The 17673-nt window shown below is 74.2% G+C and carries 18 protein-coding genes and 1 pseudogene; 6 read left to right on the forward strand and 13 right to left on the reverse strand.

Features of this window, described 5'->3' with window-relative positions; translation table 11 throughout:
* Positions 1-32: 32 nt before the first annotated feature.
* Both JKP75_RS18015 and JKP75_RS18020 read left to right on the forward strand, forming a co-directional pair.
* A complete protein-coding gene (locus JKP75_RS18015; RefSeq protein WP_200489942.1) occupies positions 33-1325 on the forward strand; it encodes a bifunctional o-acetylhomoserine/o-acetylserine sulfhydrylase in 1293 nt (430 codons plus the stop codon).
* 16 nt (positions 1326-1341) lie between these two features.
* A complete protein-coding gene (locus JKP75_RS18020) occupies positions 1342-2415 on the forward strand; it encodes a homoserine O-acetyltransferase (protein ID WP_200493339.1) in 1074 nt (357 codons plus the stop codon).
* Positions 2416-2511: 96 nt separating this feature from the next.
* Here JKP75_RS18020 and JKP75_RS18025 read toward each other — a convergent pair whose 3' ends face one another.
* From JKP75_RS18025 to JKP75_RS18040, 4 genes are read right to left on the reverse strand one after another with little or no spacing between them, the layout of a single operon-like run.
* Positions 2512-3042, reverse strand: coding sequence for a gamma carbonic anhydrase family protein (locus JKP75_RS18025; RefSeq protein ID WP_200489941.1), 531 nt, complete (start codon positions 3040-3042; stop codon positions 2512-2514).
* A 9-nt stretch (positions 3043-3051) separates the two neighbouring features.
* Positions 3052-4401, reverse strand: coding sequence for an NADP-specific glutamate dehydrogenase (gene gdhA / locus JKP75_RS18030; RefSeq protein ID WP_200489940.1), 1350 nt, complete (start codon positions 4399-4401; stop codon positions 3052-3054).
* A gap of 37 nt (positions 4402-4438) precedes the next feature.
* Complete coding sequence (locus tag JKP75_RS18035; RefSeq protein ID WP_200489939.1) at positions 4439-5350, reverse strand: NAD(P)H-hydrate dehydratase; 912 nt, start codon at positions 5348-5350, stop codon at positions 4439-4441.
* Positions 5331-6071 carry a histidine phosphatase family protein gene (locus JKP75_RS18040; RefSeq protein ID WP_309229968.1) on the reverse strand — a complete coding sequence of 247 codons (741 nt, stop codon included), beginning with the start codon at positions 6069-6071 and terminating at the stop codon, positions 5331-5333. Before JKP75_RS18040 ends, JKP75_RS18035 begins: the two co-directional genes overlap by 20 nt.
* 101 nt (positions 6072-6172) lie before the next feature.
* Between JKP75_RS18040 and JKP75_RS24165 the strand changes: the two genes are divergently transcribed.
* Positions 6173-6748: a YdeI/OmpD-associated family protein gene (locus JKP75_RS24165; RefSeq protein WP_309229969.1), complete on the forward strand. Its 576-nt coding sequence runs from the start codon at positions 6173-6175 to the stop codon at positions 6746-6748.
* A 6-nt stretch (positions 6749-6754) separates the two neighbouring features.
* Here the strand turns inward: JKP75_RS24165 and JKP75_RS18050 are convergent, their stop codons facing one another.
* From JKP75_RS18050 to JKP75_RS23115, 6 genes are all read right to left on the reverse strand, one after another.
* The gene (locus tag JKP75_RS18050) at positions 6755-8224 is read right to left on the reverse strand and encodes an APC family permease (protein WP_200489938.1); all 1470 of its coding nucleotides are present in this window, start codon (positions 8222-8224) and stop codon (positions 6755-6757) included.
* A 40-nt stretch (positions 8225-8264) separates the two neighbouring features.
* Positions 8265-9293 (reverse strand): C40 family peptidase, encoded by a 1029-nt coding sequence (locus JKP75_RS18055; protein ID WP_309229970.1) that lies wholly within the window; start codon positions 9291-9293, stop codon positions 8265-8267.
* A 288-nt stretch (positions 9294-9581) separates the two neighbouring features.
* Complete coding sequence (locus JKP75_RS18060) at positions 9582-9887, reverse strand: hypothetical protein (protein WP_200489936.1); 306 nt, start codon at positions 9885-9887, stop codon at positions 9582-9584.
* Positions 9888-10137: 250 nt separating this feature from the next.
* Positions 10138-11526 (reverse strand): metallopeptidase TldD-related protein, encoded by a 1389-nt coding sequence (locus JKP75_RS18065; protein ID WP_200489935.1) that lies wholly within the window; start codon positions 11524-11526, stop codon positions 10138-10140.
* Positions 11523-13031: a TldD/PmbA family protein gene (locus JKP75_RS18070; protein ID WP_200489934.1), complete on the reverse strand. Its 1509-nt coding sequence runs from the start codon at positions 13029-13031 to the stop codon at positions 11523-11525. Before JKP75_RS18070 ends, JKP75_RS18065 begins: the two co-directional genes overlap by 4 nt.
* 9 nt (positions 13032-13040) lie before the next feature.
* Positions 13041-13169 carry a hypothetical protein gene (locus JKP75_RS23115; protein WP_255522510.1) on the reverse strand — a complete coding sequence of 43 codons (129 nt, stop codon included), beginning with the start codon at positions 13167-13169 and terminating at the stop codon, positions 13041-13043.
* Here JKP75_RS23115 and JKP75_RS21980 point away from each other — a divergent pair.
* Positions 13135-13626: pseudogene (locus JKP75_RS21980) on the forward strand (MBL fold metallo-hydrolase); the annotation flags it as partial. The gene JKP75_RS23115 and the pseudogene JKP75_RS21980 overlap by 35 nt on opposite strands.
* A 272-nt stretch (positions 13627-13898) precedes the next feature.
* Here the strand turns inward: JKP75_RS21980 and JKP75_RS18080 are convergent.
* The 3 genes from JKP75_RS18080 to JKP75_RS18090 all read right to left on the reverse strand — a co-directional run bounded on the left by JKP75_RS18080 (position 13899) and on the right by JKP75_RS18090 (position 16122).
* On the reverse strand, positions 13899-14384 hold the full coding sequence (locus JKP75_RS18080; RefSeq protein WP_200489933.1) for an SRPBCC family protein: 486 nt from the start codon (positions 14382-14384) through the stop codon (positions 13899-13901).
* Positions 14381-14731, reverse strand: coding sequence for a metalloregulator ArsR/SmtB family transcription factor (locus JKP75_RS18085; RefSeq protein WP_309229971.1), 351 nt, complete (start codon positions 14729-14731; stop codon positions 14381-14383). Before JKP75_RS18085 ends, JKP75_RS18080 begins: the two co-directional genes overlap by 4 nt.
* Positions 14732-14823: 92 nt before the next feature.
* Entirely contained in the window at positions 14824-16122 is a 1299-nt protein-coding gene (locus JKP75_RS18090; RefSeq protein ID WP_200493340.1) for an amidohydrolase family protein, read from the reverse strand.
* A 72-nt stretch (positions 16123-16194) separates the two neighbouring features.
* On the opposite strand from JKP75_RS18090, the gene JKP75_RS18095 reads away from it, so the two are divergent.
* Both JKP75_RS18095 and JKP75_RS18100 read left to right on the forward strand, forming a co-directional pair.
* The gene (locus JKP75_RS18095) at positions 16195-16872 is read left to right on the forward strand and encodes a DedA family protein (RefSeq protein WP_200489932.1); all 678 of its coding nucleotides are present in this window, start codon (positions 16195-16197) and stop codon (positions 16870-16872) included.
* Positions 16869-17537 carry an HAD-IA family hydrolase gene (locus JKP75_RS18100; protein WP_200493341.1) on the forward strand — a complete coding sequence of 223 codons (669 nt, stop codon included), beginning with the start codon at positions 16869-16871 and terminating at the stop codon, positions 17535-17537. Before JKP75_RS18095 ends, JKP75_RS18100 begins: the two co-directional genes overlap by 4 nt.
* Positions 17538-17673: the final 136 nt, after the last annotated feature.

Here is a 17673-nt window from a genome sequence, read left to right on the forward strand (position 1 = left end):
CGGGATCTCCTGAGCGAGAGGAGACGGCGCACATGAGCGACCCGCAGAACTGGAGCTTCGAGACCCGGCAGATCCACGCCGGAGCCAGCCCCGACCCGACGACCGGCGCCCGCGCGCTGCCGATCTACGCGACCACGAGCTACCAGTTCCGCGACAGCCAGCACGCCGCGGACCTGTTCGCGCTGGCCGAGATGGGCAACATCTACACGCGGATCATGAACCCGACGCAGGACGCGCTGGAGCAGCGCGTCGCCTCGCTCGAGGGCGGCGTCGCCGCGCTCGCGGTCTCCTCCGGCCAGGCCGCGGAGACCCTCGCCATCCTCAACCTGGCCGAGGCCGGCGACCACGTCGTCGCCTCCGCCTCGCTGTACGGCGGCACGTACAACCTGCTGCACCACTCGCTGCCCAAGCTCGGCATCACGGTCTCCTTCGTCGAGGACCCCGACGACCCGGAGGCCTGGCAGGCCCTGGTCCGGGAGAACACCCGCGCCTTCTACGCCGAGACGATCGGCAACCCGAAGGGCGACATCCTCGACATCGAGGCCGTGGCCGGCGTCGCGCACCGCAACGGCGTGCCGCTGATCGTCGACAACACGATCGCCACCCCGTACCTGATCCGCCCGTTCGAGTTCGGCGCCGACATCGTCGTCCACTCGGCCACGAAGTACCTCGGCGGCCACGGCACCGCGATCGCCGGCCTCATCGTCGACGGCGGCACCTTCGACTGGCGCGGCGGCAAGCACCCCATGTTCACCACGGCCGACCCGACTTACCACGGCGTCGTCTACGCCGACCTGGGTGCGCCGGCCTACGCCCTCAAGGCGCGCGTGCAGCTGCTGCGCGACCTGGGCCCGGCCATCTCCCCGTTCAACGCCTTCCTGGTGGTGCAGGGCATCGAGACGCTGTCGCTGCGCATGGAGCGGCACGTGTCGAACGGGCAGAAGGTGGCCGAGTTCCTCGAGGCGCACGACGCCGTCGACCGGGTCAACTACGCGGGCCTGCCCACCAACCAGTGGCACGCCGCGCAGCAGAAGTACGCGCCCAAGGGCGCGGGCGCCGTCCTCACCTTCGAGCTGCACGGCGGCAAGGAGGCGGGCCAGAAGTTCGTCGAGGCCCTCGAGCTGCACAGCCACGTCGCGAACATCGGTGACGTGCGCTCGCTGGTCATCCACCCGGCGTCGACCACCCACTCGCAGCTGACCCCGGAGGAGCAGCTGACCACGGGCGTCACCCCCGGCCTGGTGCGCCTGGCCGTGGGCCTGGAGGGCATCGAGGACATCCTCGCCGACCTCGAGGCCGGGTTCCGGGCCGCGAAGTCGGCCTGACGGGTCCGGACGTAGCATGGGCGGGTGGGTCGAGGGGGATCCGGTCGGGAACCGGCTCTTCCTCGACCTGCCCGCCGTCGTCTTGGAGCGCGGCGGTGAGCTCTCGGCCGTGCGGGTCGCCTACGAGACGTGGGGGACCCTCGCGCCCGACGGCGGCAACGCGGTCCTGATCGAGCACGCGCTCACCGGCGACAGCCACGTCGTCGGCCCCGCCGGGCCGGGGCACCCGACCGGGGGCTGGTGGGAGGGGCTGGTCGGCCCCGGCCGCCCGCTGGACACCGACCGGTGGTTCGTCGTCTGCGCCAACGTCCTCGGCGGCTGCCAGGGGACGACGGGACCGGGCTCGCTCGCACCGGACGGCGCCCGCTGGGGCTCGCGCTTCCCCGAGGTGACCGTCGCCGACCAGGTGCAGGTCGAGGTGGCGCTGGCCGACGCGCTCGGCGTGGGCCGCTGGACGTGCGTCGTCGGCGGCTCGATGGGCGGCATGCGCGCCCTGGAGTGGGCCGTCGCCCTGCCCGAGCGCGTGGGCGGGTTGTTCTTCCTCGCCTCGGGGGCGGCGGCCACCGGCGACCAGATCGGCACGCAGACCACGCAGCAGGCGGCGGTGCGCACCGATCCGCGGTGGCGCGGCGGGGACTACGACGCCGCCGAGCCGCCGGTCGACGGGCTGGGCATCGCCCGGCGGATCGCGCACCTCACCTACCGCAGCGCGCTCGAGCTGGACGCCCGCTTCGGCACGCGGGTGCAGGAGGACGGCCGCTACGCCGTCGGCTCCTACCTCGACCACCACGCCGACAAGCTGGTCGGCCGGTTCGACGCCGGCAGCTACGTGGTGCTCACCGAGGCGATGAACTCCTGGGACGTCGGCCGCGGCCGCGGCGGCGTCGAGGCGGCGCTGTCCCGGGTCACCGCGCGCACCGTCGTCGCCGGGATCGACACCGACCGGCTGTACCCGCCGGCCCTGCAGCAGCGGGTGGCCGATGCCCTCGGCGTCCCGCTGCGGCTGATCCCGTCCCCCTACGGGCACGACGGCTTCCTCGTGGAGGTCGAGGCCGTCGGCGCCCTCCTGGGCGAGCTGCTGGCCGGCTGATCAGCCCAGCGGCCGACGCCGGCAGCTGCGCCGAGTCATGCGAACTCGTGGCGATCGGCGGCCGATGACCACGAGTTCGCAGGTCTCGGCGTCGGGTCAGCGCTCGAGGCGCCGCACCCGGCGGGCGCCGTCGAGCCGCTCGCTGTAGGCCTTCGCGTTGTAGGCGATGTGCAGCTGGTCGTCGTCGGTCGCCTCGCGCATGACCTTCGCGGGGACGCCGGCGATGAGCGAGCGCGGCGGGAAGACCTTGCCCTGGGTGACGACGGCGCCGGCGGCGACGATCGAGCCCGAACCGATGTGCGCGCCGTTCATGATCACGCTGCCCATGCCCACGAGGACGTCGTCGTCGATGCGGGCGCCGTGCAGCACCACCCGGTGGCCCACCGACACCCGGTCGCCCACGACGAGGGGGAACCCGGGGTCGGAGTGCAGGGTGCAGCCGTCCTGGATGTTCGAGTCGGCGCCGATCTCGATGACCTCGGCGTCGGCCCGGGCGACCGCGCCGTACCAGATGCTCGACCGCGGGCCCATCGTCACCGCGCCCACCACCACCGCCGTCGGGGCGACGAACGCCTCGTCGTCGATGGCGGGCGAGCCGAAGTCCAGGGCGCCGATGAAGTTCTCCACCCGGCGAACCTAGATCAGGCCGTGCGCGTGCACCGCCTCGGCCACCTGGAGGAAGCCGGCCACGTTGGCGCCGAGCACCAGGTCGCCGGGCGCGCCGTACTCCTCGGCGGTCTCGTGGCAGCGCGCGTGGATGCCGCGCATGATCTCCTCGAGCCGCTGCTCGCTGTGCTCGAAGGTCCAGCGGTCCCGCGAGGCGTTCTGCTGCATCTCCAGCGCGGAGGTGGCCACCCCGCCGGCGTTGGCCGCCTTGCCCGGGGCGAAGCCGATGCCCGCGGCGCGGAACAGCGAGACCGCATCCGGGGTGGTGGGCATGTTGGCGCCCTCCACGACGTACTGGCAGCCGTTGCGCGCCAGCGTGCGGGCGGCCTTCCCGTCGAGCTCGTTCTGCGTGGCGCTGGGCATCGCCACCTCGCAGGGGACGTCCCAGATGCTGCCCTGGGCGACGTAGTGCGCGCTGTCGACCCGGTCGGCGTACTCGCTGATGCGGGCCCGCTCGACCTCCTTGACCTGCTTGAGCACCTCGAGGTCGATGCCCTTCTCGTCGACGACGTACCCGCCGGAGTCCGAGCAGGCGATGACCGTGCCGCCGAGCTGGTGGACCTTCTCGATGCCGTAGACGGCGACGTTGCCCGAGCCGCTGATCACCACGCGGCGGCCGTCGAAGGACTCCCCGCGGGCGCGCATCATCGCGTCGGCGAAGAACGCCGCGCCGTAGCCGGTGGCCTCGGTGCGCACCAGCGCACCGCCCCAGCCCAGGCCCTTGCCGGTGATCACGCCGGACTCGTAGCGGTTGGTGATCCGCTTGTACTGCCCGAACAGGTAGCCGATCTCGCGGGCGCCGACGCCGATGTCGCCCGCCGGCACGTCGGTGTACTCGCCCAGGTGCCGGTAGAGCTCGGTCATGAACGACTGGCAGAACCGCATCACCTCGGCGTCCGACCGGCCCTTGGGGTCGAAGTCGGAGCCGCCCTTGCCGCCGCCGATCGGCATGCCGGTGAGCGCGTTCTTGAACACCTGCTCGAAGCCCAGGAACTTGACGATGCCCAGGTTCACCGAGGGGTGGAAGCGCAGGCCGCCCTTGTACGGGCCGAGCGCGGAGTTGAACTCGACGCGGAAGCCCCGGTTGATCTGCACCTCGCCGCGGTCGTCCTGCCACGGCACGCGGAAGATGATCTGCCGCTCGGGCTCGCAGATCCGCTCGATCGTCTTCATCTCGGCGTACTCGCTGTGCCGCCCCAGGACGACGGCCAGCGACTCGAGCACCTCGTGGACGGCCTGGTGGAACTCCGCCTCGCCGGGGTTGCGCCGGAGCACCTCGGCGTAGATCTCCTGCACCTTCGCAGGGACGTCCACGTGCACTGGGGCCTCCGACCGCTGATCCGACGACGGGACCAACCTACGCGCGGGCGTCCGCGGCTCCGGGCGCGACCTCCGCCAGGGCCCGCGGCACCTCCCCCGGCAGCTCGCGGGCGAGGAAGCCCAGCCGGCCCACGGACGACGCCAGCCGCTCCCCGCAGCGACCGTGCAGCCAGGCGGCCCACACCGCCGCCTGCTCGGGGGTGGCGCCGCGGGCGAGCAGGCCCCCGGTGATGCCGGCCCGCACGTCGCCGGAGCCGGAGACCCCCAGCCCGTCGTTGCCGCTGTCGTCCCGCCACAGCCGCCCGTCGGGGGCGGCGATCCAGGAGGTCGCCCCGCCCAGCCCCACGACGGCCTTCGTCCGGGCGGCGAGCGCGGCCGCGGACCCGGCCGGGTCGCCGTCGATCTCCTCCTCCTCGACGTGCAGCGAGTAGGCCGCCTCGGTCGGGTTGGGGGTGAGCACGACCCGGCCCTCGAGGTGGTGCACGCAGCCGTCGTCGGCGGTCACCACCGCCAGGCCGAGCGCGTCGAGCGCCAGCGGGCCGCGCAGGTGCGGCAGCAGCCGCTCGCCGAAGGCCTGGGTCGCCTCCGTGTCGGCCATGCCCGGCCCGATGAGGACGGCGTCGGCGCCCTCGGCCAGGTCGCGGACGACGTCGGCCGCCTCCGGGCCGATCGCCCCGCCGTCGGTCTCCGGGAGCGCGCGGACCAGCGCCTCGGGCAGCGCGGTGGCCACGTGCGGCGCCATGGAGGCGACGGTGGCCACCTGCAGCTTGCCGGCGCCGGCGCGCATCGACGCCTCGGCGGCCAGCAGGACCGCGCCGAGGGTCTCGGTGCTGCCGCCGATGACCAGGATCGAGCCGCGGGCGTTCTTGCCGCCGGTCGGCTCGGGCAGCGGCCACCCGCGCAGCACCTCGGGCGTGACGGTGGTCGGGTCAGGGCTGCGGGGCGGCATCGGGCTCCTCCGTGACGTCCTCGTCCTCGGCGACCAGGTGGTCGACCTCGTTGAAGGCGACCAGCGCGAAGCCGCCGTCGTCGGTGCGCTCGTAGCGGGTGAGGGAGGCGTTGGCGACCTGCTCCTCGCGGTCCACCTCGAGCAGCTCCCCCTCGGTGAGCTCCTCGAGGACGTACCGGAACACCATGATCACCGCCTGGTGGGCGACGATCACCAGCCGCTCGCAGTCGTGCCGCAGCCCCTCGGTGGCCAGCAGGCTGCGGATCCGCAGCGCCACGTCGGCCCAGCTCTCGCCGCCCGGCGGCCGGTAGTAGAACTTGCCGAGCAGGTCGCGCCGGGCCGCCTCGTCGGGGAACCGGTCGCGGATGCCGGCACCGGTCATGCCGTCGAAGGCGCCGAAGTCGCGCTCGCGCAGCCGCTCGTCGGTGCGCACCCGCAGGCCGAGCTCCGCCGTCGCCAGCCGCGCGGTGGTCAGGGCCCGCTCGAAGGGGGAGCTGAGCACCGCCGTCGGCCGCTGGTCCTCCAGCAGCGCCGCCAGCCAGCCGCCGAGCGCCTCGGCCTGGCCGCGGCCGGTGTCGGAGAGGGGGACGTCGGGGTCGCGGACGTCGAGGTCCAGCCGGCCGGCCCCCGCGCGCTGGGCGTGCGCGTCGGCGACGTTGCCCATGCTCTCGCCGTGCCGCACGAGCCACAGCACCGACGGCCCCGGTTCCCGGCTCGCCACCCGCCACCCCCGTCTCCGCGCCGCACCGTGCGGGCACCCGATCGCCGGTAGCCGCGCGCGGGGCTCCCGAAACCGTCGGACCCGGCGGGCAGGATGACCGCGTGACGTCGCCGACGGACCTCCCGGTGCACGCGTTCGCCGACAAGGCCGAGCTCGAGGCCTGGCTGGAGGAGCACGCCGCCTCCGCGCCCGGCATGTACGTGAAGATCGCGAAGAAGGGCAGCGGCATCCCGTCGGTGGACTGGGAGCAGATGGTCGAGGTGCTGCTCTGCTTCGGCTGGATCGACGGTCGCGCCAACCGGCTGGACGACCGGTTCTACCTGCAGCGGGTCACCCCGCGGCGGGCCCGGAGCATCTGGTCGGCGAAGAACGTCGCGACCGTCGAGCGGCTGACCGCCGAGGGGCGGATGCGGCCGGCGGGGCTGGCCGTCGTCGAGGCGGCGAAGGCCGACGGCCGGTGGGCGCGGGCCTACTCCGGGCCGGCCACCATCACCGTGCCCGACGACCTGGCCGCCGCTCTCGACGCCGAGCCCGCCGCGCGGGCGGCGTTCGACGCGCTGAGCGGGCAGGACCGGTACTCGGTCCTGCACCGGGTGCACACCGCGGCGACGGACGCGACCCGCGCGAAGCGGATCGCGGCCGCCGTGCAGCTGCTGGCCGGGGGCCCGCCGGGCTGAGCCCGCTCAGCCCGGGAAGGTGCTGCGTCGCTCGCGCCAGAAGATCGTGTCCCGCCGGCGCCACCACAGCATCAGCGCCACCCCGGTCGCCATCACGCCGACGCCGATGACCAGCGGCGGGCCGACGCCCAGCCACGCCTGCCCGGTGTAGCTGTTCTCCGCGTCGGCGAGGTCGCGGACCGAGAGCACCAGCAGCCAGCCGAGCATCGCCGCGCCGGTGAGCGGGCCGACGCCCAGCAGCAGGAAGTTCCGCACGCTCGCCAGCAGCTGCCGGCGGAAGTAGACGGCGCAGGCCAGGCCGGTGAGCGCGTAGTAGAGCGCGATGAGCAGCGAGAGCCCGGTGATCGAGTCGAACAGCGCGTTCTCGCTGATCAGGCCGACCCCGAGGTACCAGACCACCCCGACGCCGGCGACCCACCAGGTGGAGACGTCGGGCGTGCGGTGCGCGGGCGAGATCGAGGCGAAGCGGCGCGGCAGCGCGGCCCGGCGCGCCATGGACAGGCCGGTGCGCGACGCGGGGATGATCGTCGTCTGGGTCGAGGCGATCGCCGACGTCGCCACCGCCAGCAGCACCACCCAGTCCCAGCCGCCCAGCACCCGGCCGGAGAGCAGCGCGAAGACCGCCTCCTCCTCGTCGGCCTTGCCGGCCAGCCAGCCGGTGCCGGCGAAGGCGAGGATCGCCGTCGCCACCCCGAGGTAGGTGACCAGCAGGACGACGGTCGACCAGATGCCGGCCCGGCCGGGCGCGCGCAGCGGGTCGCGGGTCTCCTCGGTGAGGTTGACCGCCGACTCCCAGCCCCAGTAGGCGAAGACGCCGAGCAGCAGGCCGCCCGTGAGCGCCGCCCCGCCGGAGCCGAAGGGGTCCAGCCACGACCACTGCGGGGTGAGCCCGCCGAACGGGCTGTCCCCGGACAGGCCGCGTGCCAGCGCCACGACGGCGAAGACGGCCAGCGCCACCGTCTGCGCCACGATCAGCCCGTTCTGCAGCCGGGCGGAGAGCTCCGTGCCGCGGACGCAGATCGCCGCCATGACGACGACGAGCAGCGCGGACAGCGCCATGACCACGGGCGTCGACTCCGCCCAGCCGTCCAGCCCGACGGCCAGCAGCGTGAACCGCACGCCCACCTCGGCCAGCGAGCCCAGCACGAGGACGCCGGTCATCGCGATCGCCCAGCCGCCGATCCACCCGGTCCACGGGCCCAGCGCCCGGGTGACCCAGGAGAACGTCGTCCCGCAGTCGGGGTCGACCCGGTTGAGCGCGGCGAACGCCCCGGCGATGAGCAGCATCGGCAGGAACGAGATCAGCAGGACGCCGGGTGCGTGCACCCCGACCAGGGCCACGATCGGCCCGAGGACGGCGGCCAGCGAGTAGGCCGGCGAGGTGGCCGCGAGGCCGATGACGAGGGTGTCGAGGAAGCCGACGGCGTCGGGACGGAGGGTCGCCGTCGCGCGGGGGTCGGTCGCGGTGGCGGTCACCCGCGGGCGCTGGTCGAGGCGGTCACCGCACGATTGTGCGTCAGCCGCCGAGCCGCACGCCGAACCGGTAGCCGCGCTGGTCGACGCTGGTCACCGCGACCGGCGAGCCGTAGGTGCGGGCGTGCACCACCATGCCGTTGCCGATGTAGAGCGCCACGTGGCTGATCGGCGTGTAGTAGAAGACGAGGTCGCCGGGCTGGAGCTCCTGGCGGGAGACCTGCCGGCCGAGGGTGGACTGCGCCCGGCTCGAGTGCGGCAGCGTGATGCCGGCGGCGGCGTAGGCGTACGAGGTGAGGCCCGAGCAGTCGAAGGCGTCGGGCCCGGTGCCGCCGCTGGCGTAGCGGTCGCCGACCTGCGCCAGCGCCGTCTGGATGGCCACGGCGGCGGCCGAGCCCGGGACGACGGGGAGCTCGTCGGCCGCGGGGGCCTCGATCGCGCGGCCGGCGACGGCGGTGGTGACCCGAGCCTGCTCGGCAGCCGAGAGCCGGTCGAAGTCCGCGCGGTAGGCGGCCGCGCGCCGCTCGACCTCGGCCTTCTGGGCCCGCAGCTGCTCGGCGCCGGCCTCCGCGGTGGCGGCGGCCTCGTCGGCGGCGGCCTGCGCGGCCCGGGCGGCGTTCTGCGCGGCGGCGGCCTGGGCGATGACGGCGTTGGTGCGCGCGGCGATCAGGTCGAGCGTGGTCATCTGCTGGACCACGACGTCGACGGAGCTGCCGGTGAGGAAGGCGGCCATGCGCGACTGCGTCTTGCCGGTGTAGCCGCTCTGGGCGATGGCGCGCAGCTGCGGCTCGAAGACGGCGAGGGCCTCGTGCGCGACGGCGGCCTGCTCGGCGGCGGCCGTGGCGGCCTGCTGCTGGGCGGCCACGGCGAGCTCGGCCTCGTGCAGCTGCTCGTCGAGGGCGGTGAGCTCCTGGGCGGTCGTGCGCATCAGCTCGCCGGCCTCGGCGGCGGTGCTCGGCGCCGCACCCGCAGGGGTGGGCGCGAGCACGCCGGTGGCGGCGGCGAGGAGCGCGGCCCCGAGGGCCAGGGCGACCCGGGGACGGCGTCGGGGGGTCGTGCGGGCGGACTGCACCGTCGGCCTCCGATCAGCTGATGCGCCGGTGCCGGGGAAGGGCACTCTCCGTTGCGCGTCAGTACGCACCGTAGGGAGACGGTCTCCGCTCGTAGCCGACGGCGCGCTGGACGGGAAGGGGTGCGCTCGCCTCGTCCGCCCCACGCTCCTCATCCGTCCCCGCGACCCCTCCCGCGCCACCCGCGGACCGTCCGGACCCGGAGAAGCGAACGGACCCGGAGAAGCGAACGGACCCCGGGGCAGAAATGGCCATTTCTGCCCCGGGGTCCGCGTCGGACGGGGTGGTGCTCAGCCGGCGAGCGGCTCCTGCACCTGCTGGAGGCCGGCGACGGTCCGGAAGTCGCGGAGGATCGCGGACAGCTCGTCGGCGGTCCACGCCTCGCAGCAGTCGCAGCCGCCCTCGGCGAAGCTGACCAGGCCCAGCCGGCCACCGGCCTGGTCCTCGTCGATGGCGAGGTTGCCGGCCGACGGGTGCCGGTGGCACGCGCAGGCGGAGGCGCACAGGCCCAGACCCCAGCCGGAGATGACGACGGTGTGCCCGTCGTCGCGGACCTTGCCGACCTGGAAGACGGACGGCTTGTGACTCCTGCTCATGGGAGTCCTCCCCTCGACAGCCCGTTCCGCAGAGCCGGGCCCGTGTGCCTGACAAGAAAACGAGCTACGAGAGGTTTCGGCAGGGTGACCCCTGCGGTAAAGCACTTCGTTGGCTCGGCTTTCGACACCCACGGTAATCCCACCCCTACGGGCCGTCCCCGACATTTCTCCCCACGTCTCGCCCGGCCGGTTGGCGGATCTGCACCGGCCCGAAGGCTCCCGGTGACAGGTGTGACGGATGGGGTCCCGCTCAGCTCGCGGGCGAGACCGAGCTCATGTTGAAGTCCGGCACCCGGAGCACCGGCATGGCCGTGCGGGTGAACCAGTCGTTCCACTCCCGCGGGAGCGTCCGTTCGGTCCGGCCGGCCTGGACCGCCCGGCCGAGCAGGTCGACCGGCGACTCGTTGAACCGGAAGTTGTTCACCGCGCCGGTGACTTCGCCGTTCTCGACGAGGAAGACGCCGTCGCGGGTGAGCCCGGTGAGCAGCAGCGTCTGCGGGTCGACCTCGCGGATGTACCAGAGCGTGGTCAGCAGCAGGCCGCGCTCGGTGGCCGCCACCATCTCCTCCGCGGTGGCCGTGGCCGAGCGGTCCTCGAGCACGAGGTTGTCGACGGCGACCGTGGCGGGTGCGGTCTGCTTCAGCGCCCAGGCCCGCGGCCGGACCAGGTTGGTGAGGACGCCGTCGGTGATCCAGTCGATCGCCGGCGAGGCCAGGCCGTTGTCGAACACCGACGCCGCCCCCGAGGACGCGGAGACCACCTGGAAGGGCGCGGCCTCCAGCCCGGGGTAGTCGGGGTCGCTGCGCAGGGTGAGCGGCAGCTCGGACAGGCGGTCGCCGATCCGGTTGCCGCCGCCGGTGCGGGCGAAGACGTTGCGCCCCTCGTCGGCGTCCCGGGCCTCCATCGTCCAGTAGAGGTAGATCATCAGGTCGGCGACCGCCGAGGGCGGCAGCAACGTCTCGTAGCGGCCGGCCGGCAGGTCGACGCGCCGCTGCGACCAGCCCATCTTCTTCTCGACGTCGGCGGCCAGCGCCGCCACCGAGACGTCGCGGAAGTCGCGGGTGCTCGCGCCGGACCACACCGACCGGGCGAAGTCGGGGCTCTTGCCGTTGAGCTCCACCCGGCCGGTGGGCTGGTCGGTGCGCAGCCGCAGCCCGGTGGAGCTGCCCAGGTACGTGGTGCTCATCGAGTGCTCGGCGAAGCCGAAGAGCAGTTCGCCGCGGTCGCGCGCCTCGCCGAACGCCTGGCCCAGCGCCGGCGCGAAGTCGGCGAACACCTCGATCGAGGTCTCCGCGGGGTCGCCCGCCCAGTCGCCGGCACCCGGCGGCGCCTCGGCGACCAGCGGGACGGCGTCCTCGGCCGGGCCGGCGTCGCGGGCCGCGCGCTCGCTGGCCGCGACCAGCGCGGCGACGTCCGGCGTCCCGGTGCGGGCGACCGAGCCGGCCGCCATCCCGGCGCCGCCGTCGACGAACGAGACGACGACGACCGACCGCGAGCGCATCGCCCCGTTGGTGGTCAGGCTGTTGGCGGCCCACCGCAGGTTGGCCTCGGAGTGCTCGGTGACGAAGGTGATCTGGCCGTCGGCGGTCGACGCCGCGAGGCACCGCTCGACCAGCTCCTGCGCGCTGAGGGCGCTCATCGTCCTGCCTCCTGGACCGTGTTGAGCACCGACACCTGGTCGAAGCGGGCGGTCGGGCAGCCGTGGCTCACCGGCGCCGCCTGCCCGGGTTGGGCCTTGCCGCAGTTGAAGGCGCCGCCGAGGACGTAGGTCTGCGGCCCGCCGACGACCGACATCGAGCCCCAGAAGTCCGTCGTCGTCGCCTGGTAGGCGACGTCGCGCAGCTGGCCGGCCAGCCGGCCGTCCTCGATCCGGTAGAAGCGCTGACCGGTGAACTGGAAGTTGTAGCGCTGCATGTCGATCGACCAGCTCTTGTCGCCGACGACGTAGATCCCGCGCTCCACCCCGCCGATGATCTCCTCGGTGGAGGGGCCGTCGGGCGCGGGGCGCAGCGAGACGTTGGCCATCCGCTGCACCGGCACGTGGCCGGGCGAGTCGGCGAAGGCGCAGCCGTTCGAGCGGTCCAGCCCGCGCAGCCGGGCCATGTTGCGGTCGACCTGGTAGCCGACGAGCACGCCGTCCCGGACGATGTCCCACTCCTGGCCGGCGACGCCCTCGTCGTCCCAGCCGACCGTGGACAGGCCGTGCGGGGTGGTGCGGTCGCCGGTGATCTGCAGCAGCGGCGAGCCGTACTGCAGCGTCCCGAGCTTGTCCACGGTCGCGAACGAGGTGCCGGCGTAGGCCGCCTCGTAGCCCAGCGCCCGGTCCAGCTCGGTGGCGTGCCCGATCGACTCGTGGATGGTCAGCCACAGGTTGGACGGGTCGATGACCAGGTCGTAGCGGCCGGCTTCCACCGAGGGCGCCTTGGTCTTCTCGCGCAGCAGCTCGGGGATCTCGGCGAGCTCGCCGGCCCAGTCCCAACTGCTGCCGGTGAGGTACTCCCAGCCGCGGCCGACCGGCGGGGCGAGGGTGCGCATGCTCTCGAACGAACCCGTGGCCCGGTCGACCGTGAGCGCGGTGAGGTCGGGGTGGATGCGCACGCGCTGCTGGCGGGTGCGGGTGCCGGCGGTGTCGGCGTAGTACTTCTGCTCCTTGACGTGCATGCAGCTCGCCTGCACGTGCTCGACGCCGTCGGCGGCCAGCAGCCGCTCGGAGAACTCGGCCAGCAGCCCGGTCTTCTCGGCGTCCGGGACGTCGAACGGGTCGATCTCGTAGTCCGAGACGTACGTGGCGTCGGGGTGCACGGGCTCGGGAGCCAGCTCGACGCGGTCGGTGTTGATCGCCGCGGAGACCCGGGCGACGGCGACGGCCTGCTCGGCCAGCCGCACCGCCTCGGCCGCGGTGAGGACGACGCCGGCCGCGAACCCCCAGGTGCCCTCGTGCACGACCCGCACGGCCAGGCCGAGGTCCTCGCCGTCGGTCACCGCCTCCGGGCGGGCGTCGCGCAGGCTGATCGTCTGCGTGCGGATCCGCTCGACCCGGATGTCGGCGTGCTCGCAGCCCAGGTCCACCGCGCGGGTGAGCGCGGCGTCGGTGAGCGCGGACAGCGGGAGGGCGAGGAAGGTCTCGTCGACGGAGCGCGGCACCGCCCCTGTCTACCAGCGCGGGTGCCGGGGTAGGGCGTCGTCCATGGCCGAGCCCGCAGCACCGCCCGCCGACGTCACCATGACCTTCGGCGGCACCGCGACGATGCTGCTGCGGATCGGCGGGTTCACGCTGCTCACCGATCCGAACTTCCTGCACCGCGGCCAGCGGGCGCGGCTCGGCTACGGACTGCGGGCTAAGCGGCTGACGGAGCCCGCGCTGCAGCCCACCCAGCTGCCGGAGCTCGACGGGATCCTGCTCTCGCACATGCACGGCGACCACTGGGACCGCATCGCCACGCGCTCGCTGCCCAAGGAGACCCCGGTGGTGACCACGCCCGAGGCCGCGACGTGCCTCGCCGACCGCGGGTTCACCGGCACGGCGGACCTGCGGGCGTGGCAGACCCACGCGTTCACCCGCGGCGAGGAGACGCTGCGGGTCACCTCGGTGCCCGGCGTCCACGGCCCCGGCCCGCTCGCGCGGGTGCTGCCGCAGGTCATGGGCAGCGTGCTCGAGCTGGCCGGGGCCGACGGCGCGGTCTCCTGGCGCGGCTACATCAGCGGCGACACCCTCTACCGGCCGTTCCTCGGCGAGGTGCTGGAGCGGTGCGGGCCGCTCGACGTCCTCATCCCGCACCTGGGCGGCACCAGGGCGCTCGGGCTGACCGTCACCATGGACGCCCGGCAGGGTAGCCGACCTCGTCGAGCTGCTGAGGCCCCCGGTCACCGTCCCGGTCCACTACGACGACTACGACAGGTTCCGGAGCCCGCTCGGGGACTTCGTCGCCGAGGTCGCCCGCCGCGAGCTGCCCGGCGCGGTCCGCACCGTGCAGCGCGGCGACACGATCAGCCTGCGGGCCTGATCCGCGGTCAGCCGGCGGCCAGGAGGTCGTCCAGCTTCTCGTACCCCTCGTTCACGCCGACCTCCATGCCGCTGGCCACGAACGCGTCGCGCCCCTCGAAGGAGTCGACCAGCGAGGTCGAGGTGAGCCGGCAGCGCCCGTTCCCGAGGTCCTCGAGCACCAGCCGCTCCAGGGCGACGTCGTCCGGCATGCCCTCGAAGGCGAACGTCTGGACGATCAGCTCGTCCTCGCGCACCTCGTGGAAGGCGCCGTTGAACGCGTACTCCTCGCCGTCCTGCGACATCACGTAGCGGTAGGAGCCGCCCGTGCGGCAGTCGTGGTGGTCGATCCGCATCTCCATGCCCTTCGGGCCGGTCCACCGGGCGAACAGCTCCGGGTCGACGTGCGCTCGGAACACCTTCGCGGGCGGCGCGTCGAACTCGCGGATGATCCGGACGAGCGGGACGTCGGGGTCGACGACGATCTGGGTCTCGTGCTGCGTGGTGCTGGTCATGACGCGGTTCCTTCCTGGGGGAGGACGGCATCCGGCATGTCGCGCAGGACGTCGTCCAGACGGCGGTAGCGCTCCTCGGCCTGGCGCCGGTAGCGCTCGATCCACTTCGTCATCAGGTCGAACACCTCGGCCTCGAGGTGCACCGGGCGGCGCTGGGCCTCCCGGCTCCGGCTCACCAGACCGGCGTCCTCCAGCACCTTGAGGTGCTTGGAGACGGCCTGGACGGTCACGTCGTAGGGCGCGGCGAGCTCGTTGACCGTGGCGTCGGCGACCGCGAGCCGCGCCACGATGTCCCGCCGGGTGGGGTCGGCCAGGGCCGAGAACACCCGGGAGAGCGGATCCGCCACCAGGTCCTCCTCCTTGCTCAACCTTTCGGTTGAGGACGACGGTAGACCCGTCGAGGCGCCGTGGTCAACCGTCCGGTTGAACAATCCGGTCGTCAGCCGGCGGCGAGACGGGCGGCCCGGGTGACGACGTCGGCGCGCAGCGCGTCGGCGTCCACGCGGGTGGCGCGGCCGTCGGCCACGACCCGGCTGCCCCCGACCCACACGTCGCGCACGTGCCGGCCGTCGGCTGACCACACCAGGTGCGCCAGCAGGTCCTCCGGGTCGCCGACCGGCTCGAAGACCAGGTCGCGGGTGTCCACGTGCACCAGGTCGGCGCGCCGGCCGGCCTCGAGCACGCCGAGGTCGGCGCGGCCGATCGCGTCGGCGGCCGCGCCGGTCACCAGCCAGAGCGCCTCGGCGGCGGTCAGCGCGGTCGCCGACCGCTCGCGCAGCCGGGCCATCGCCGCGGCCAGGCGGGCGTCGGCGAGCAGGTCGAGGGAGTCGTTGGACGCCGGCCCGTCGGTGCCCAGGCCCACCCGCAGACCGCGGTCGAGCATGTCGCGCAGCCGGATCACGCCGCTGGCCAGCTTGGCGTTGCTCGCCGGGCAGTGCGCGACGGCGACGTCGTACTCCTGCCACAGGTCGAGGTCGCCGTCGTCCATGTGCACGCAGTGCGCGGCCAGCACCCGGCCGCCGAGGACGTCGTGCGCGGCCAGCAGGGAGGGCACCGACAGCCCGTGCGCGGCCAGCAGGTCGTCGCCCTCGGTGGCGGTCTCGGCGACGTGCAGGTGCAGGAGCATGCCGTGCTCGCGGGTGAGCCGGGCCGCCTCGCGCAGCACCGGCAGCGGCACGGTGTAGGCGGCGTGCGGCCCGATCCCGTACTCGACGCTGCCGTCGTCCGGGGCGCACTCGTTCAGCCGCACGGCGTCGGCCAGCTGCTCCTCGACCGGCGGCAGGCCCGGCATCGGGATCAGCGTCGCGAGGACCAGCGCGCGGGCGCCCGTGGCGCCGACGGCCGCGGCGATCCGCTCCGCCTCGAAGTACATCTCGACGCTGGTCGTGATCCCGTTGGTCAGCATCTCCGCCGACGCCGCGGTCATCGCGACCTCGACGTCCTCGGGGGTGAGCCGCGCCTCGCGCGGCCACATCACCTCCTGCAGCCACCGGTCCAGCGGCAGCCCCTCGCCCTGGCCGCGGAACAGCACCATCGGCGCGTGCGAGTGGGTGTTGACCATGCCCGGCATGAGCAGGCCGGGGAGCTCGACCGGTTCGGCGTCGCCCCGGGCGGGGGCCTCGGCGGCCGGCCCGACCCACTCGATCCAGCCGTCCCGGACGTCGACGACGGCATCGGGGACGACGGTGCCGGCGCGGTCCCCGACCACGACCGCCCGGGCGGTGAAGCGCTGACGCATAGCTGGCGACGCTAGCCGCGCGGGCCCTCGGCGTCGCGGCAGCGCCCCGGGGCCGCCGATACCGTGGGCGTCATGGACTTCCTCACCGCCGCCGCCTCCGACGAGGGTGGGATCACCGGGTTCCTGCTGGACCTGGTGAACTCGCTGGGCCCGGTGGGGGTGGGGCTGGCCATCCTGGCCGAGACGGTCATCCCGCCCATCCCGAGCGAGGCCGTGCTCGGGCTGGCCGGCGTGCTGATCAACGACGGCGAGATGAACATCGTCCCGGTCGTGCTCTTCGCCACCCTCGGCTCGATCCTGGGCGCGATCTTCTTCTACTACGTCGGCCGCGCCCTGGGCCCGCGCCGCTCGCACGCCTTCCTCGACCGGCTGCCGCTGGTCGAGACCGAGGACGTCGACAAGACCTTCGCCTGGTTCGAGCGGCACGGCCGCTCGGCGGTCTTCTTCGGCCGCATGGTGCCGATCGTGCGCAGCTTCATCTCGGTGCCGGCCGGTGTCGTCCGCATGCCGATCGGCCAGTTCCTGCTCTTCACCGCCGCCGGCAGCCTGATCTGGAACAGCGTGCTCATCGGGCTGGGCGTCGCGGCCGGCGACTTCGTGCGGGACAACCTGCACTTCCTGGACTACGCGGTGGTCGTGGCCGTCGTGGTCGCGGTGGTGTGGTTCGTCTACAAGAAGGCCAGCGGCGGGCTGCGCCGTCCGCCGTCCGCGGGCTCGCACCTGCCGGCCGACGAGCGCGACTCGGCATGAGCCGCCGGCGCCCCGCCGTCGTCGCCTTCGACGTCAACGAGACGCTGCTCGACCTCGCGCCCGTGCGGGCCGCCCTGGTGGAGGCCGGGCAGCCCGCGTCGCTGCTGGGCGCGGTGTTCGCGCGCACGCTGCTGACCGGCGCGGCCGCGACCGTGGTCGGCGACTGGTGCTCCTTCCGGGAGGCGTTCGCGTCGGCGCTGGAGCAGGAGGCCGCGCTGGGGCCGGACGCCCGCGCCGGGGTGCTGGAGGCCTTCGGGGAGCTCTCGCCGCACCCCGACGTGGAGCCGGCGCTGCGGCGGCTGACCGAGGCGGGCGTGCGCGTGGTGACGCTGACCCACGGCTCCCCCGGCGTGGCCGAGGCGGGGCTCGCCCGCGGCGGGGTCACGCCGCTGGTCGAGGCGTCGTTGAGCAGCGAGTCGATCCGCGCCTGGAAGCCCGCCCGCGAGGTCTACCTGTGGGCCGCCGGCCGGTGCCGGGTCGCCCCCGACCGGCTGGCGCTGGTCGCCGCGCACGGCTGGGACGTGCTGGGCGCGCAGCGGGCCGGGCTGACCGGGGCGTGGTTCCCGCGCAGCGAGCGGGTGTACCCGCCGGTCTACGAGCCGCCGCACGTGCAGGCCGCCGACCTCGCCGGCGCGGTCGAGGCGCTGCTGGCGCTGCCGGCATGAGCGAGCTGGTCGACACCCCGCACGGGCCCGCGCGGGTGGTGAGCTCCGGCGACGGCGGCGCGGGCACGCTGGTGCTGGGCCACGGGGCCGGCGGCAGCTCGGAGGCGCCCGATCTCGCGGCGCTCGCCGCGGAGGC

Origin of the sequence: Blastococcus sp. TML/M2B, assembly GCF_016612865.1 — a bacterium.
In the GTDB taxonomy this organism is placed as follows: domain Bacteria; phylum Actinomycetota; class Actinomycetes; order Mycobacteriales; family Geodermatophilaceae; genus Blastococcus.